13 protein-coding genes are annotated in these 16,328 nt (G+C 73.9%); 11 read left to right on the forward strand and 2 right to left on the reverse strand.

From position 1 onward, the window contains the following. Positions 1–418 precede the first annotated feature (418 nt). Positions 419–925, reverse strand: a complete 507-nt coding sequence (locus B7P34_RS07305; protein WP_106674989.1) for a hypothetical protein — start codon at positions 923–925, stop codon at positions 419–421. A gap of 269 nt (positions 926–1,194) precedes the next feature. On the opposite strand from B7P34_RS07305, the gene fmt reads away from it, so the two are divergent. The 4 genes from fmt (at position 1,195) to B7P34_RS07325 (ending at position 5,727) form a co-directional block, all read left to right on the forward strand. Beyond that, a complete protein-coding gene (gene fmt, locus B7P34_RS07310) occupies positions 1,195–2,130 on the forward strand; it encodes a methionyl-tRNA formyltransferase (protein ID WP_106674990.1) in 936 nt (311 codons plus the stop codon). Positions 2,131–2,334: 204 nt separating this feature from the next. After that, positions 2,335–3,759, forward strand: a complete 1,425-nt coding sequence (locus B7P34_RS07315; protein ID WP_106674991.1) for an RsmB/NOP family class I SAM-dependent RNA methyltransferase — start codon at positions 2,335–2,337, stop codon at positions 3,757–3,759. 139 nt (positions 3,760–3,898) lie between these two features. Then, the gene (gene rpe / locus B7P34_RS07320) at positions 3,899–4,585 is read left to right on the forward strand and encodes a ribulose-phosphate 3-epimerase (RefSeq protein WP_106674992.1); all 687 of its coding nucleotides are present in this window, start codon (positions 3,899–3,901) and stop codon (positions 4,583–4,585) included. Between the two features lie 167 nt (positions 4,586–4,752). Next, the gene (locus tag B7P34_RS07325) at positions 4,753–5,727 is read left to right on the forward strand and encodes a sugar-binding transcriptional regulator (protein ID WP_223267607.1); all 975 of its coding nucleotides are present in this window, start codon (positions 4,753–4,755) and stop codon (positions 5,725–5,727) included. Positions 5,728–5,841: 114 nt separating this feature from the next. On the opposite strand, the gene B7P34_RS37335 is transcribed toward B7P34_RS07325, so the two are convergent. Continuing rightward, positions 5,842–6,423 carry a CGNR zinc finger domain-containing protein gene (locus B7P34_RS37335; protein WP_189382550.1) on the reverse strand — a complete coding sequence of 194 codons (582 nt, stop codon included), beginning with the start codon at positions 6,421–6,423 and terminating at the stop codon, positions 5,842–5,844. Between the two features lie 90 nt (positions 6,424–6,513). Here B7P34_RS37335 and B7P34_RS07335 point away from each other — a divergent pair, with 90 nt between their 5' ends. The 7 genes from B7P34_RS07335 (at position 6,514) to B7P34_RS07365 (ending at position 16,320) form a co-directional block, all read left to right on the forward strand. After that, complete coding sequence (locus B7P34_RS07335; protein ID WP_189382552.1) at positions 6,514–7,830, forward strand: MFS transporter; 1,317 nt, start codon at positions 6,514–6,516, stop codon at positions 7,828–7,830. 45 nt (positions 7,831–7,875) lie between these two features. Further along, the gene (locus B7P34_RS07340; RefSeq protein ID WP_106674994.1) at positions 7,876–9,318 is read left to right on the forward strand and encodes a GuaB1 family IMP dehydrogenase-related protein; all 1,443 of its coding nucleotides are present in this window, start codon (positions 7,876–7,878) and stop codon (positions 9,316–9,318) included. A 334-nt stretch (positions 9,319–9,652) separates the two neighbouring features. Then, positions 9,653–11,752, forward strand: a complete 2,100-nt coding sequence (locus tag B7P34_RS07345; protein WP_435693952.1) for an amino acid permease — start codon at positions 9,653–9,655, stop codon at positions 11,750–11,752. A 165-nt stretch (positions 11,753–11,917) separates the two neighbouring features. After that, positions 11,918–12,373 carry an Lrp/AsnC family transcriptional regulator gene (locus tag B7P34_RS07350; RefSeq protein WP_030365350.1) on the forward strand — a complete coding sequence of 152 codons (456 nt, stop codon included), beginning with the start codon at positions 11,918–11,920 and terminating at the stop codon, positions 12,371–12,373. A gap of 8 nt (positions 12,374–12,381) precedes the next feature. After that, complete coding sequence (locus B7P34_RS07355) at positions 12,382–13,332, forward strand: LysR family transcriptional regulator (RefSeq protein ID WP_106674995.1); 951 nt, start codon at positions 12,382–12,384, stop codon at positions 13,330–13,332. A 419-nt stretch (positions 13,333–13,751) separates the two neighbouring features. Further along, entirely contained in the window at positions 13,752–14,561 is an 810-nt protein-coding gene (locus B7P34_RS07360; RefSeq protein ID WP_106674996.1) for a carbon-nitrogen hydrolase family protein, read from the forward strand. 58 nt (positions 14,562–14,619) lie between these two features. Continuing rightward, a complete protein-coding gene (locus B7P34_RS07365; protein WP_106674997.1) occupies positions 14,620–16,320 on the forward strand; it encodes a flavin monoamine oxidase family protein in 1,701 nt (566 codons plus the stop codon). The last annotated feature ends 8 nt before the right edge of the window (positions 16,321–16,328 follow it).

The following is a 16,328-nucleotide window of genomic DNA, read 5'->3' on the forward strand; positions in this document are numbered from 1 at the left end:
GCTCCGGGTGCGGCCCGGGCGGGGGGCGGCTCTGGCCGCGGCCCTCAAGACCGCCCAGGCGGCACGCCTCGCCCGCCGCGACGGGGAGCCGGTACGGCTACGGATCGACCCCCCGGACATCGGCTGACGGGCCGCCTCCGGCGGGGGCGGTGCGGTTCTGCTTCCTCAGCCGCTGCGGCGGGGACTCAAGCGGCCTCCGGGCTGCGGCCTGTGGATCCGCCGCGAGGGTGCTCGGCTCCTGCGGCGGGGGTGGGGTGTCCGGCGCAGGGGCACGGGGGCTGCGGGGCCGGCCTTCTTGGATCCGCCGCGGCGGTGCTCGGCCCCCGCGGCGGGGGTGGTGTGCCGGCGCATTCGCCCCCGCCGCGGAAGCGGAAGTGGCGTGCCCGGCACCGGGTATGCGGGTTCGCCGCCCGCAGGGCTAGCCGTTGCGGGGGCCCGGGAAGGCCGGGGGGCGTTCTTCGCGGTGGGACGGGGGCGGCGTCTGGCCCGGGACCGTGCGGGCGGCCGGGACGACCGGGACCGGGGACGGCTCCGCCGTCCGGACCGCCTCCGAGGCCTCCGCGGACGCGGCCCCGTTCGTGCGGCGCGCCCCGTAACGCCGGTGCACCGCCTGCTTGGTGACCCCGAGCGCCGAGCCGACCGCGTCCCACGAGAAGCCGAGCGAGCGGTCGAAGTCGACCGCGGCCGTCACCAGGGTCTCGACGCTGTCCCGCAGCTCCTGCGCCAGCCGTACGGTCGGCGCGGGAGCCCGCCCGTAGACGACGAAGCCGGCCGAGGGGCCGGTGCGCCGCGGGCGGTAGACGTTGCCCAGCTGAGCGGTGAGGGTGCGCAGGGCGTCCACCTGCCTGCGGACCCGCTCGATGTCCCGGACCAACAGATGCAGGCTGGCCCGTGCCTGGGCGTCGTGGGTTGCGTGGTCGGCCATGAAGAAGCCTCTCGGACCGGCGGGGTAAAAGGACGGAAAATGACGAGAGTTGACGCGACGGCCGACGAACGACGGAAGAGTCCCGCGGCGGCGGCCCGATTCGGTCAATCTCTCTTGACCACAACGCGCCATGGGCCACCGGGTCACGGTATGGGGGCGCACATCCGCCGGAATGAGGCGCGTGACTGTCCGTACGCCCCCCGGGCCAAAGGCCCCTTAGACTGGTGGGCCGTTCCGCTCGGCGCTCGAGGAGAGGTAGTTCGCCACCCATGAGGCTCGTCTTCGCCGGCACCCCCGAGGTCGCCGTCCCCGCCCTCGACGCCCTGCTCGCCTCGGACCGCCACGAGGTCGTCGCCGTCGTCACCCGGCCCGACGCCCCCGCGGGCCGCGGCCGCCGCCTGGTCGCGAGCCCCGTCGCCGAGCGCGCGGAGGAGGCCGGCATCGAGGTGCTGAAGCCGGCGCGCCCGCGCGATCCGGACTTCCTCGCCCGGCTACGCGAGATCGCCCCGGACTGCTGCCCGGTCGTCGCCTACGGCGCGCTGCTGCCGAAGGCCGCCCTGGACATCCCCGCGCACGGCTGGGTCAACCTGCACTTCTCCCTGCTGCCCGCGTGGCGCGGCGCGGCCCCGGTCCAGCACGCGATCCTCGCGGGCGACGAGGTCACCGGCGCGTCCACCTTCCTCATCGAGGAGGGCCTGGACTCGGGTCCGGTCTTCGGCGTGGTCACCGAGGAGGTGCGGCCCACCGACACCAGCGGCGACCTGCTGACCCGGCTCGCGTTCGCCGGCTCCGGGCTGCTCGCCGCCACGATGGACGGCATCGAGGACGGTTCGCTCAAGGCCGTGCCGCAGCCCGCCGAGGGCGTCTCCCTCGCCCCGAAGATCAACGTCGAGGACGCCCGCATCGACTGGTCCGCGCCCGCGCTGCGCGTGGACCGCGTGGTCCGCGGCTGCGCCCCGGCGCCGGGCGCGTGGACGGTCTTCCGCGGCGAGCGGCTGAAGGTCATGTCCGCGCCGCCCGCTCCCGGCCGGGACGGCCTCGCCCCCGGCGAGATCGCCGCCGCCAAGAACTCCGTGCACGTCGGCACGGGCTCGCACGCGGTCGAGCTGCAGTGGGTCCAGCCGCAGGGCAAGAAGCCGATGCAGGCGGCCGACTGGGCCCGCGGCGTCCGCATCGCCGCCGGCGAGCGGCTCGGCGAGGCCTGAGGACGGAGCGGCGAGGCACGAGGGCGCATCGGCGAGGCCTGAGGGCGAGCCGGCGAGGCCTGAGGGCGAGCCGGTGAAGCCTGAGGGCGGGCCGGTGAGGAGCGGATCGGCACGGAGCGCCGCGGAGCACGGAGCGTAAGGCGGACCGCAGAGCGCAGAGCGTAGGCTGGACACCTTCGCCACCCCAGCCCCGGAGCACCTTTCGTGAACGACCGCCCAGCCCGCCGCCCCGCAAAGCCCTACCGCCGGCCCAAGAAGGACCCGGTGCGGATCCTCGCCTTCGAGGCGCTGCGGGCGGTCGACGAGCGGGACGCGTACGCGAACCTGGTCCTGCCGCCGCTGCTGCGCAAGGCCCGGGAGAAGGGCGACTTCGAGGCGCGCGACGCCGCGCTCGCCACGGAGCTGGTCTACGGCACGCTGCGCCGCCAGGGGACGTACGACGCGATCATCGCGGCGTGCGTCGACCGGCCGCTGCGCGAGGTGGACCCGCCGGTCCTGGACGTCCTCAGCCTCGGCGCCCACCAGCTCCTCGGCACGCGCATCCCGCCGCACGCGGCGGTGTCCGCCAGCGTGGAGCTGGCGCGCGTCGTCCTCGGCGACGGCCGGGCGAAGTTCGTGAACGCCGTGCTGCGGAAGATCACCGCGCACGACCTGGACGGCTGGCTGGAAAAGGTCGCCCCGCCGTACGAGGACGACCCCGAGGAGCACCTCGCCGTGGTGCACGCGCACCCGCGCTGGGTCGTCTCCGCCCTGTGGGACGCCCTCGGCGGCGGCCGCGCCGGCATCGAGGACCTGCTGGAGGCCGACAACGAGCGGCCGGAGGTCACGCTGGTCGCCCGGCCGGGCCGTTCCACCCCGGAGGAGCTGCTGGCGGCCGTCGGCGAGGACTCGGCGCTGCCGGGCCGCTGGTCGCCGTACGCCGTGCGGCTCGCCGAGGGCGGCGAGCCGGGCGCGCTGGACGCGGTCAAGGAGGGCCGGGCCGGCGTCCAGGACGAGGGCAGCCAGCTGGTCGCGCTCGCCCTCGCGTCCGTGCCGGTGGACGGGCCGGACGCCCGCTGGCTCGACGGCTGCGCCGGCCCCGGCGGCAAGGCGGCGCTCCTGGGCGCGCTGGCCGCAGAGCGGGGGGCCGCGCTGCTGGCCTCCGAGAAGCAGCCGCACCGGGCCCGCCTGGTCGGGCGCGCACTCGCCGGGAACCCCGGGCCGTACCAGGTCATCGCCGCGGACGGGACGCGTCCGCCGTGGCGCGAGGGCGTCTTCGACCGGGTCCTCGTCGACGTGCCCTGCACCGGGCTCGGCGCCCTGCGCCGCCGCCCGGAGGCCCGCTGGCGCCGCCGCCCGGAGGACGTGGCGGGCTTCGCCCCGCTCCAGCGCGACCTGCTGCGGGAGGCGCTGCGCGCCGTGCGGGTGGGCGGCGTCGTCGGCTACGCGACGTGCTCGCCGCACCCGGCGGAGACGAAGGCCGTCGTGGACGACGTGCTCAAACGGGACGGCGTGAGCGCGGAGTGGATCGACGCGCGCCCGCACATGCAGGGCGTCCCGGCGCTCGGCGAGGGCCCGGACGTACAGCTGTGGCCGCACCTGCACGGCACGGACGCGATGTACCTGGCGCTCTTGCGACGCACCGCCTAGCGGCGCGCTCCGGGGTCCCCCCGGGCCCGGGAGCGCGCCGCGCCTGCGGCGGGCTCAGCAGTGAAGAGGCGCGGCCTCTTCACTGCCTAAGGGCAGGCCCCCGCACAACTGAGCGCAGCGGACATGGCAGGCTTAAGGCATGGCCGTGCAGATCAACCCCAGCATCCTGTCCGCGGACTTCGCCCGCCTCGCCGACGAGGCAGAGGCGGTCAAGGGCGCCGACTGGCTCCACGTCGACGTCATGGACAACCACTTCGTCCCCAACCTCACCCTCGGCGTGCCGATCGTCGAGTCGCTGAGCCGGGCCACGGACACCCCGCTGGACTGCCACCTGATGATCGAGGACCCGGACCGCTGGGCGCCGCAGTACGTGGAGGCCGGCGCCGGTTCGGTGACCTTCCACGCGGAGGCCGCCGCCGCGCCGGTGCGGCTCGCGCGGGAGATCCGGGCGAAGGGCGCCCGCGCGTCGATGGCGCTGAAGCCGGCGACGCCGATCGAGCCGTACGAGGACCTGCTGCCCGAGCTGGACATGCTGCTGATCATGACCGTCGAGCCCGGCTTCGGCGGCCAGGCGTTCCTCGACATCATGCTGCCCAAGATCCGCCGCACCCGGGAGCTGATCTCGCGGCACGGCCTGCAGATGTGGCTGCAGGTCGACGGCGGCGTCTCGGCGGAGACGATCGAGCGGTGCGCGGAGGCCGGCGCGGACGTGTTCGTGGCCGGATCCGCCGTCTACGGTACGGAGGACCCGGCGGCGACCGTACGGGCCCTGCGCGCTCAGGCGGAGCGCGCCGCGGCCGGTGCGGCGTGGGCCTGCGGGCACTGAGCGGGGTGGCGCGCTCGCCCGAAATGCTGAGCGCGAAGGTCAGGGTCTGATCAAGGACCGCCGTTTCTGACAGGATGACGGTGGAGTCCAAGCTCGAACAGTGTGAGAACAGTGAGGAGACGGTGGTGTCGACGGGCCGTTCAGCCACGCCGATGGGGCCCGCCGAGCTGGTGCAGGCGGCGGCCATGGCCCGCCGCTTCTACCTCGAGGGCAAATCGAAGATCCAGATCGCCGAGGAGTTCGGCGTGAGCCGCTTCAAGGTCGCCCGGGTGCTGGAGACGGCGCTCGAACGCGATCTCGTGCGGATCGAGATCCGGGTCCCCGCCGAGCTGGACGCGGAGCGTTCCGACGCGCTGCGCGCCCGCTACGGCCTGCGCCACGCGGTGGTCGTCGAGTCCCCCGCCGATGCCGCGGACGACGCGCCCGACCCCGAGAACCTCGGCGAGGTGGCTGCGGACCTGCTCGGCGAGCTGGTGCACGAGGGCGACGTGCTGGGCCTCGCCTGGGGCCGCTCGACGATCCACATGGCCGCGGCGCTGCACCGGCTGCCCCCGTGCACCGTCGTCCAGCTCACGGGCGTCTACGACGCGGGCACGGCGGAGCGCGGCTCGGTGGAGGCCGTGCGCCGCGCCGCGCAGGTCTCCGGCGGCGAGGCGCACCCGATCTACGCGCCGATGCTGCTGCCGGACCCGGCCACGGCCGCCGCGCTGCGCGGCCAGACGGGCATCGCGCGCGCCTTCGACTACTTCGACAAGGTGACGGTCGCGGCGGTCTCCATCGGCTCGTGGGCGCCGGGCATCTCGACGGTCTACGACATGCTGACCGAGGAGGAGCGGGCCCACTACGCCTCGCTGGGCGCCGCGGCGGAGATGTCCGCGCACCTCTTCGACGCCGAGGGCCGCCGGATCGGCCGTGACCTGGGCGAGCGCTGCATCACGGTCGAGGCGGACCGGCTGCGCCGGATACCGGAGGTCGTGGCGATCGCGGGCGGGCGGCGCAAGGCGGCGGCGATCGGCGCGGTGCTGCGGTCCGGGCTGGTCACGAGCCTGGTCACGGACACCACGGCCGCGGACTACCTCCTGAACGAGACGGGCCCGGGCCCCCGCCCGGCGCTCGACCGGGCGGACCCGGACGGGTCGTAGAAGCGGACCCCAGGGCGGTCTCCTCGGACCTGATCCCCGAACGCCGGGCGGGCTGGACGCAGATCCAGCCCGCCCGGCGTTCGGCGTTTCGGCGGGGCGGCGGCGCGCGGGACGTCAGGGCGTGGAGCGCGCCGCCGTCCGGCGGTGCTGCGCCGCCTTCGCGCGGTTGCCGCAGATCGCCATCGAGCACCAGCGGCGCCGCCTGCCCACCGACTTGTCGACGAAGCGGCCGCTGCAGTTGTGGCCGTCGCAGATGCGCAGCCGCGCACGGGTGTCCGCGGCGCCGAGCAGCGTCGCGGCGTCGGCGGCGATCCGGCACAGCGCCTGCCGTGCGTCCGGCGGCGCGGTGTCGGTGCGGAAGACGGCCTCGCCGTCGTCCCCCACGTCGAGCCGCGGGGGATGCTCCGCGAGACGCGCCAGCCACTCGTTGATCGTCCGGGCCGCGGCGGCGGGGAACGCCTCGCCCGCGACGGCCGACCGGTACCCGGCGTCGACGGCCTCGCGCAGCTCCCTCGCCTGCACGAGGAGCGCCTCGTCCACCGTGACCTCCTCCGGGGTGACCCCCGCGGCGGCGAGCCACTCGGCGAGGTCGCCGGGGCGCACGAGCAGCTCCCGGCCGCCCTTGAAGCGGTCCCTGCGGGTGTTGACGAAGTCGACGCTCAGCCGGCCGCCGTACCAGACCCAGCGCTCCGGCACCCGGCGGTCCTGCACCTGTTCCAGGCAGCGGCCGGAGCGCCGGAACCGGGGCGAGCGGGCGCCGCGAAGGTCCGGCTCCTGGCCCTCGGCATGTTCGCGATCGGCACGGACCTGTTCATCGTGTCCGGGCTGCTGCCGGCGCTCGGCGGCGAACTGCACCTGTCGACGGCCGCCGCCGGCCAGACGGTCACCGTCTTCGCGATCACGTACGCCGTCGCCGCGCCGGTCCTCGCGAGCGTCACGTCCCGCCTCGACCGGCGCACCCTGCTGCTGGCCGTGCTCACCGTCTTCGCCGCGGGCAACGCCCTCTCGGCCGTCGCCCCGGACTACGCCGTGCTGCTCCTCAGCCGCGTCGTCGCCGGCGCGTCCGCCGCGCTCTACGCCTCCACCGCCTCCGCGGTCGCCGCCCGCATCGCCGCGCCCGGCCGTCGCGGCCGCGCCCTCGCAATCGTCTACGCGGGCATGACCAGCGCCATCGCCCTGGGCGTCCCGCTCGGCAACGCGATCGGCGAACTCTCCTCGTGGCGCTGGGCGTTCGGCTTCGTCGCCCTGCTCGCCGTCGTCACCGCGCTCGGCGCGGCGGCCGGCATCCCGTCCGTGCCGGGCAACGCGGGCAACGCGGGTAGCGCCGGCCTCGGCGTCCGCGAGCGCCTCGCCGCCGTCCGCATCAAGCACGCCCCCACGGCGATGCTGACCACCACGCTCTGGGTCGTCGGCACCTTCGTCGTCCACACCTACCTCGGCACCCTGCTGGAGGAGGTCAGCGGCGCCTCCGACGCGGACCGGACCTGGCTGCTCCTGCTGTTCGGCGCCGGCGGCTTCGCCGGCGTCATGGGGGGCGGCCGGCTCGCCGACCGCGTCGACTCCACCCGCGGACTCGCCGGCACGCTGGCCGCGCTCGCCGTCGTCCTCGCCGCCCTCGGCCCCGCCCTGCACTCGGTCGCCGGCGCGGCCGTGGGCCTGGCCGTCCGGGGCCTCGTCCACTGGGCGAGCTTCCCGCTCATCCAGCACCGCCTGCTCGCGATCGGCGGCAAGAACGGGGACATGCTCCTGGCGCTGAACAACAGTGCCGTCTACGTCGGGCAGACCGTGGCGGCCGTGGCCGGCGGGCTCTTCGCCGGTGCCGGCCGGCTGGAGCGGCTGCCCCTGGCCGGCGCGGGCTTCGAGGCGCTCGCGCTCGTCACCCTCGCGATCGGCGGGTGGCGCGCCGCACGCGGACCCCGCGGGGGCGGAGATCACCGGTGCGGCGTAAAAGCAGGCAAGCCGGACGCCTCGGGCGATGCCACAGGGCTCGTCCGGAACCCTTGGCCGAAGTCACAGAATGCGACGCGGGTTCGCCACAACGGCCCGGAATCATGGATGATGGGTCCAGGAACCTCAGCCCGTTCCGGTGTCGGCCCGGTCTGACTCCCCACCCGCTCTGTACGTAAAATCGCAGGTGAGAGAGCCAGTATGCGTTTCCTTAACGACCAGAAGCCGCCGTACGACCTCACGTACGACGATGTGTTCATGGTGCCGAGCCGCTCCGCGGTCGGCTCCCGCCAGGCGGTGGACCTCTCCGCCCAGGACGGGACCGGGACCACCATCCCCCTCGTCGTCGCCAACATGACCGCGATCGCCGGCCGCCGCATGGCCGAGACCGTCGCCCGCCGCGGTGGCATCGTCGTCATCCCGCAGGACATCCCGATCGAGGTCGTCACCGACGTCATCTCCTGGGTCAAGAGCCGCCACCTCGTGCTCGACACCCCGATCGTCCTCAGCCCCGCCCAGACCGTCGCCGACGCGCTGTCCCTGCTGCCCAAGCGGGCCCACGGCGCCGGCGTCGTCGTCGACGCGGACCACCGCCCCGTCGGCGTCGTCACCGAGCACGACCTGACCGGCGTGGACCGCTTCACCCAGCTGTCCGAGGTCATGTCCAAGGAGCTGCTGCTCCTCGACGCCGACATCGACCCGCGCGAGGCCTTCAACCAGCTCGACGCCGCCCACCGCAAGCTCGCCCCCGCGGTCGACAAGGACGGCAAGCTCGCCGGCATCCTGACCCGCAAGGGCGCCCTGCGCGCGACCCTCTACACCCCCGCCACCGACGCGGACGGCAAGCTGCGCATCGCCGCCGCCGTCGGCATCAACGGCGACGTGGCGGGCAAGGCCAAGGCCCTGCTGGAGGCCGGCGCCGACACGATCGTCGTCGACACCGCGCACGGTCACCAGGAGACGATGATCGCCGCGATCAAGGCCGTCCGCGGTCTCGACCCGCAGGTTCCGATCGTCGCGGGCAACATCGTCGCCGCCGAGGGCGTGCGCGACCTCATCGAGGCCGGCGCGGACATCATCAAGGTCGGCGTGGGCCCGGGCGCCATGTGCACCACCCGCATGATGACCGGCGTGGGCCGCCCGCAGTTCTCCGCCGTCCTGGAGTGCGCCGCCGAGGCGAAGAAGTACGGCAAGCACGTGTGGGCCGACGGCGGCGTCCGTCACCCGCGCGACGTGGCCATGGCCCTCGCCGCCGGCGCGTCCAACGTGATGATCGGCTCCTGGTTCGCCGGCACCTACGAGTCCCCGGGCGACCTGCAGCAGACCGCCGACGGCCGCTCCTACAAGGAGTCCTTCGGCATGGCCTCCGCCCGCGCCGTGCAGAACCGCACGTCCACGGAGTCCGCCTACGACCGCGCCCGCAAGGGCCTGTTCGAGGAGGGCATCTCCACCTCGCGCATGTTCCTCGACCCGACCCGTCCGGGCGTCGAGGACCTGATCGACTCGATCATCGCGGGCGTCCGCTCCTCCTGCACCTACGCGGGCGCGGGCTCCCTGACCGAGTTCGCCGAGCGCGCCGTCATCGGCGTCCAGAGCGCCGCCGGCTACGCCGAGGGCAAGCCGCTGCACGCCAGCTGGCAGTAATCCCCGCACCCCCTGAAAGGGGCGTGACCCGGTTCGCCGGGTCACGCCCCTTTTTTGCTGCCCCTGTACCGATTCATAACGCGACGTGCAACGATCGCCCGTTTCGGAACCCCGGACGCAATGATCAGCCGGGCATACGCAAGAATGGTGCATTACGAGCGCGGGCCCTGACCTCGTAGGGTCTGCGCAGAACGTGGAGTGGCGGGTACCGCTTGCTCGGCGGTACCCCCTCGCTACGGGTTTGCTCTGTCATGCCCGCGTGCCCCGGTGCCGCCGTGGGCCGCCGCTTCCTGACCGGCATCCCCCGACCGGCAGTCATGAACGGAGCACCCCCGTGTTGGACCAAGGCACCGCGCCCCCCGTCACCGGTGACAAGCGGCCCACCCCGCCGCCGGCCGCCGGCTTCGGCGCCCGCCTGATGCGCCGCAAGCCCGTCGAGCGACTGGTCGCCGAGGGCGGCCAGGGCGAGGGCGGCTCCCTGCGCCGTTCGCTCGGCATGTGGCAGCTGACCATGATCAGCATCGGCGCCACCCTCGGCACCGGCATCTTCGTCGTGCTCGGCGAGGCCGTCCCCGACGCCGGCCCGGCCGTCGTGATCTCCTTCGTGCTCGCCGGCGTCACCGCGCTGTTCTCGGCCCTGTCCTACGCCGAGCTGGCCGGCACCATCCCGGTCTCCGGATCCTCGTACTCCTACGCCTACGCCACCCTGGGCGAGATCATCGCCTGGGTCTGCGGCTGGTGCCTGATCCTCGAGTACGGCGTCTCCGTCGCGGCCGTGGCCGTCGGCTGGGGCCAGTACCTCAACGAGCTCCTCGACGGCACCATCGGCGTCACCATCCCGGCGGCCCTGGCCAACCCGCCCGGCACCGACGGCGGCATCTTCAACCTGCCCGCCCTGCTCGTCGTGCTGCTGTGCATGGCCTTCCTGATCGGCGGCGCCAAGGAGAGCGCCCGCGCCAACGCGATCATGGTCGGCGTGAAGATCGTGGCCCTGCTGCTCTTCTGCGCCGTGGCCTTCACCGGCATCCGCGCCGGCAACTACACGCCGTTCATGCCGCTCGGCCTCGGCGGCGTCAGCGCCGCGGGCGCCACGCTCTTCTTCTCGTACATCGGCTTCGACGCCGCCTCCACCGCCGGTGAGGAGGCCAAGAACCCGAAGAAGGACCTGCCCAAGGCGATCATGCTGTCGCTGCTGATCGTCACGGTGCTGTACGTGCTGGTCGCGGCCGTCGCGGTCGGCGCCATGCCGTGGGGCGACTTCAAGGGCTCCGAGGCCGCGCTCGCCGGGATCATGAAGGACGTCACCGGCCAGAGCTTCTGGGCCGTGCTGCTCGCCGCCGGCGCCGTCATCGCCATCGCCAGCGTCGTCCTCACCGTCCTCTACGGGCAGACCCGCATCCTCTTCGCGATGTCCCGCGACGGCCTCGTCCCCAAGGCCTTCGCCAAGGTCAACCGCAAGGGCGTGCCGCTGGCGAACACCGTGATCGTCTCGCTGTTCTGCGGCGTCCTCGCCGCCGCGATCCCGCTCGGCCAGCTCGCCGACGCCACCAGCATCGGCACGCTCTTCGCCTTCGCCCTGGTGAACGTCGCCGTCATCGTGCTCCGCTTCACCCGCCCCGACATGCACCGCAGCTTCCAGGTGCCGCTCTCGGGCCTGCGCCTCCGGCTGTTCGGCGCGCAGGTGCCGCTCGGCCTGGTCTTCCCGGTCCTGGGCTTCGCGATGTGCGTCTACATGATGTTCAGCCTCGACGTCATCACCTGGCAGGTCTTCGGCGGCTGGATGCTCGTCGGCCTGGTGATCTACTTCGCCTACGGCATGCGGCGCTCGCGCCTGGCCACCGGTGGCGCCGGCGAGGCCGTCGCGATGGTGAAGGAGGGGGCTGCCGGGGCCGGTGCGAAGGCCGGTGCGAAGGCCGGTGCCAAGGCCGGTGCCAAGACCGGCGCGAAGGCCGGTGCCCGGGCCGAGGCCGGGACCGCGGCGGCGAAGAAGGCCGCCGACCCGGCGGGCAAGTCCGGGGACGCGTCCGCGTCCGCGGGCACGCCCGGCGCGAAGGCCGCCGGCAAGGGCCGGCCGAAGCCGCAGAAGAAGGCGCGCGGCAAGCAGGCCCAGGCGAAGCCCGAGGCCAAGCCGGAGGCGAAGCCCGACACGAAGCCCGACACGAAGCCCGACACGAAGTCCGAAGCCAAGCCCGAGGCGAAGCCCGACGCAAAGGCCGCCGTGGAGCCCGAGGCGAAGCCCGACGCGAAGGCCGATGCCAAGGCTGACGTGAAGGCCGATGCCAAGGCTGACGCCAAGCCCGCCGTGAAGGCCGATGCCGAGCCCGACGCGAAGGCTGACGCCAAGGCCGATGCCGAGCCCGGCGCGGAGTCCGTCGCCGAGCCCGCCGCCGAGGCGGAGCAGAAGGCGCCGGCGACGCCCGACGAGAAGAAGTGATCTTCTCCGCGCCCACGGACTGACCCCTCACCGCGAGGGACCGCGCCACCGCCCCCGGCCGCCCGGGGGCGGTGGCGTCGGCGTTCGGGTCGGGAACACGGCCGGGGACGTGATCTACTGCTCATAGCAGCAGCTGGTTACCCGTAGAAAAGTGATCCACCCGCCGTGCGATTGAACGAGCTCGACGAACGCATCGTGCATGCCCTGGCCGAGGACGCCAGGCGCTCCTACGCCGACATCGGCGCCGAGGTCGGCCTGTCCGCGCCGGCCGTGAAGCGCCGCGTGGACAGGCTGCGCGCCGAAGGCGCCATCACCGGCTTCACCGTCCGCGTGGACCCCGCGGCGCTCGGCTGGGAGACGGAAGGCTTCATCGAGATCTACTGCCGCCGCAACACCTCGCCCGAGGCGATCCACCGCGGCCTCTCCCGCTACCCCGAAGTGGCCTCGGCATCCACCGTCACCGGCGAGGCGGACGCCCTCGTGCAGGTCTTCGCCTCCGACATGCGCCACTTCGAGCGGGTGCTGGAGCGCATCGCCGGAGAGCCGTTCGTCGAGCGCACCAAGTCGGTGCTCGTCCTCTCCCCGCTGCTGCGCCGCTTCAGCTCCGGCGCGCCCTCCTGAGCCCCGCCGTGCCCGGAGAAGCGCCCCGAAGACCCGGGCCGGGCTCCTCGGCCGGGCAACCGGCCAGGGTCGACCTGAACCTGCTCGTGGCCCTCGACGCCCTCCTCGACGAGGAGAGCGTCACGGCCGCCGCCGACCGCCTCGGCCTGTCCGGCCCCGCCATGAGCCGCACCCTCGGCCGCATCCGGCGCGCCCTCGGCGACCCCGTGCTCGTCCGGGCCGGCCGCCACATGGTGCCCACGCCGCGCGCCCTCGCCATGCGGGCCGAGGTGCGGCGCGTCCTGGCCGACGCCCACGCCCTCTTCACCGCCCCGGCCCCCTGCGACCCGGCCGCCCTGGAGCGCACCTTCACCCTCAGCGCCCACGACAGCCAGGTGCTGGCCTTCGGCGCCCCGCTCCTCGGCCGCGCCGCCCGCGAAGCCCCCGGCGTCACCCTCCGCTTCCTCACCGAGGGCGCCACCGGCGTCCCCTCCCTGCGCGACGGCACGCTCGACCTGGAGATCGGCGTCATCGACCGCAGCGAACCCGAGATACGCGTCGAAGCCCTCCTGGCGGACCGCATGGTCGGCGTCGCCCGCCCCGGTCACCCGCTCCTCGACGGCCCCGTCACCCCGCGCCGGTACGCGGCCGCCGGCCATCTCCTCGACTCCCGGCGCGGCCGCCTCTCCGGGCCCGTCGACGAGGCCCTCGCCGCGCACGGGCTGCGCCGCCGGGTCGTCGGCACGGCCCCCACCTTCGCCTCGGCCCTGTTCGTCGTCGCGGGCAGCGACGTCGTCGGCCTCGTCCCGGAGCGGGCCGCCCGGCCCGCGGCGGCCGCCCTCGGCCTCGTGACCTTCGAGGTCCCCCTCGACCTTCCGCCCCTGCGCTTCTCCATGGCCTGGCACCCCCGCCACGAGGAGGACAGCGGGCACCGCTGGCTGCGCGGCGTCGTCCGCGAGACGGCCCGCGAGGTGGCCTGAGGCGCCTCGGCGCACGGTGCCCCGTCGCCCCCTGAGGGCGGTCCGGCACCGCCGGGCAGCGCCGCGGTGGTGGAGCGCCGCCGCGGCGGAAGAAGGTGTGCGGCCCGGCACACGTGCACCGGCGCCCGGAGCGTGAAGGGCCCCGCTCTTCACCACCCGCCGCCACGGCGATCAACCCCCGCGGTGCGGCCCGGCGGTGCCGAATTCGCCTCAGGGGGCGGACCCTGACCTACCCCCTGGTAGGGCCCGCGCAACGAATCGCGCCGAATCCGCGGAAAGGCGCAACGAATCGCCTAGGCGCACGCAACAGACGCGCCTTGTCCGGCCAGGACGGCGCCCCGTACCGTCAAGGCGTCTTAACGCGCGCCCCCCGCAGGGGCCACCGCACCACCCCCTCCGACCAGGTGAAGTGAGGCCGCATGACGCCGTCGCGTATCGCGCTGTACCAGGGCCCCGCCGGCGTTCCCTCCTCCACCTCGGACAGCCTCGCCGCCCTCGACGGCGCCGCCCGCCGGGCCGCCGCCGCAGGCGCCCGGCTGCTGCTCACCAACGAGCTGTTCCTCACCGGCTACGCCCTCGGTGACGCGGTCGCCGACCGCGCCGAGACGGCCGACGGCCCCGGCTGCCGCGCCGTCGCGCGGATCGCCGCCGAGCACGGCCTGGCCGTCGCGTACGGCTACCCCGAGCGCGACGCGGACGACCCGGCCACGGTCTACAACGCGCTGCAGCTCGTCGCCCCCGACGGCACCCGGCTCGCGAACTACCGCAAGACCCACCTCTTCGGCGCGTACGAGACCGCGCAGTTCCGGCCCGGCACCGACGCCGTCGTGCAGGCGGACTTCGACGGCCTCCGCCTCGGCCTGCTGATCTGCTACGACGTCGAGTTCCCCGAGCCCGTGCGGGCCCACGCCCTGGCCGGCACCGAACTGCTGCTCGCGCCGACCGCGCTGATGCGCCCGTACGAGATCGTGCCGCAGAGCGTGATCCCGGTGCGCGCCTGGGAGAGCCAGCTGTACATCGCCTACGCCAACCGCTGCGGCGAGGAGGGGGACTTCTCCTTCGCCGGCCTCAGCTGCCTCGCCGCCCCCGACGGGACCGTGCGGGCGCGGGCCGGCCACGGCGAGGACCTGATCACCGCCGACGTGGACCCGGCGCTGCTGAAGGCCTCGCGCGCCGAGAACACCTACCTGAGCGACCGACGGCCGGAGCTGTACACCTCGCTCGTCTGACCTCGTCCGCCCCCGCCCCAGCGCCGCAAACCCCCACTTCCGCACAGGAGTTCAGCCGATGACGTCCATGGTGCCCACCGCCGCCCACGACGAGCCGTCGGAGCCGGTCCTGCCGCCCATCACGATGGTCGGCCCGGACTTCCCGTTCCCCTACGACGACTTCCTCGCCCACCCCGCGGGGCTCGGTCAGATACCGGCGACCGAGCACGGCACCGAGGTCGCCGTCATCGGCGGCGGCCTGTCCGGCATCATCGCCGCGTACGAGCTGATGAAGATGGGCCTCAAGCCCGTCGTCTACGAGGCCGACAAGATCGGCGGCCGGCTGCGCACCGTCGGCTTCGAGGGCTGCGACCCCTCGCTGACCGCCGAGATGGGCGCGATGCGCTTCCCCCCGAGCTCCACCGCGCTGCAGTACTACATCGACCTGGTGGGCCTGGAGACCAAGCCGTTCCCCAACCCGCTGGCGCCCGACACCCCGTCGACCGTCGTCGACCTCAAGGGCGAGTCGCACTACGCGAAGACCATCGACGACCTGCCGCCGGTCTACCGCGAGGTCGCCGACGCCTGGAACGCCTGCCTGGAGGAGGGCGCGGACTTCTCCGACATGAACCGCGCCCTGCGCGAGCGCGACGTGCCGCGCATCCGGGAGATCTGGGCGAAGCTGGTCGAGAAGCTCGACAACCAGACCTTCTACGGCTTCCTGTGCGAGTCGGAGGCGTTCAAGTCCTTCCGGCACCGTGAGATCTTCGGCCAGGTCGGCTTCGGCACGGGCGGCTGGGACACCGACTTCCCCAACTCCATCCTGGAGATCCTGCGCGTCGTCTACACCGAGGCGGACGACCACCACCGCGGCATCGTCGGCGGCAGCCAGCAGCTGCCGGTGCGCCTGTGGGAGCGCGAGCCGGAGAAGATCGTCCACTGGGCGCCGGGCACCTCGCTGTCCTCCCTGCACGGCGGCGACCCGCGTCCGGCCGTGACCCGCCTGCACCGTACGGCGGGCAACCGCATCACGGTCACCGACGCGACCGGCGACATCCGCACGTACAAGGCGGCGGTCTTCACCGCCCAGTCGTGGATGCTGCTGTCGAAGATCGCCTGTGACGACTCGCTGTTCCCCATCGACCACTGGACGGCGATGGAGCGCACCCACTACATGGAGTCCTCCAAGCTGTTCGTGCCGGTGGACCGGCCGTTCTGGCTGGACAAGGACGAGGAGACCGGCCGGGACGTCATGTCGATGACGCTGACCGACCGGATGACGCGCGGCACCTACCTCCTGGACGACGGGCCGGACAAGCCGGCCGTCATCTGCCTCTCGTACACCTGGTGCGACGACAGCCTCAAGTGGCTGCCGCTGTCGGCGAACGAGCGCCTGGAGGTCATGCTCAAGTCGCTCGGCGAGATCTACCCCAAGGTCGACATCCGGAAGCACATCATCGGCAACCCGGTCACCGTCTCCTGGGAGAACGAGCCCTACTTCATGGGTGCGTTCAAGGCGAACCTGCCGGGCCACTACCGCTACCAGCGGCGCCTGTTCACGCACTTCATGCAGGACCGCCTGCCGGAGGACAAGCGCGGGCTCTTCCTCGCCGGCGACGACATCTCCTGGACGGCGGGCTGGGCCGAGGGCGCCGTGCAGACCGCCCTCAACGCCGTGTGGGGCGTCATGCACCAGTTCGGCGGCACGACCGACCCGACGAACCCGGGCCCCGGCGACCGCTACGACGAGCTCGCGCCGGTCGAGCTCCCGGAGGACTGAGGTCCGCC

The organism is Streptosporangium nondiastaticum, assembly GCF_003011965.1.
Classification (GTDB): domain Bacteria; phylum Actinomycetota; class Actinomycetes; order Streptomycetales; family Streptomycetaceae; genus Streptomyces; species Streptomyces nondiastaticus.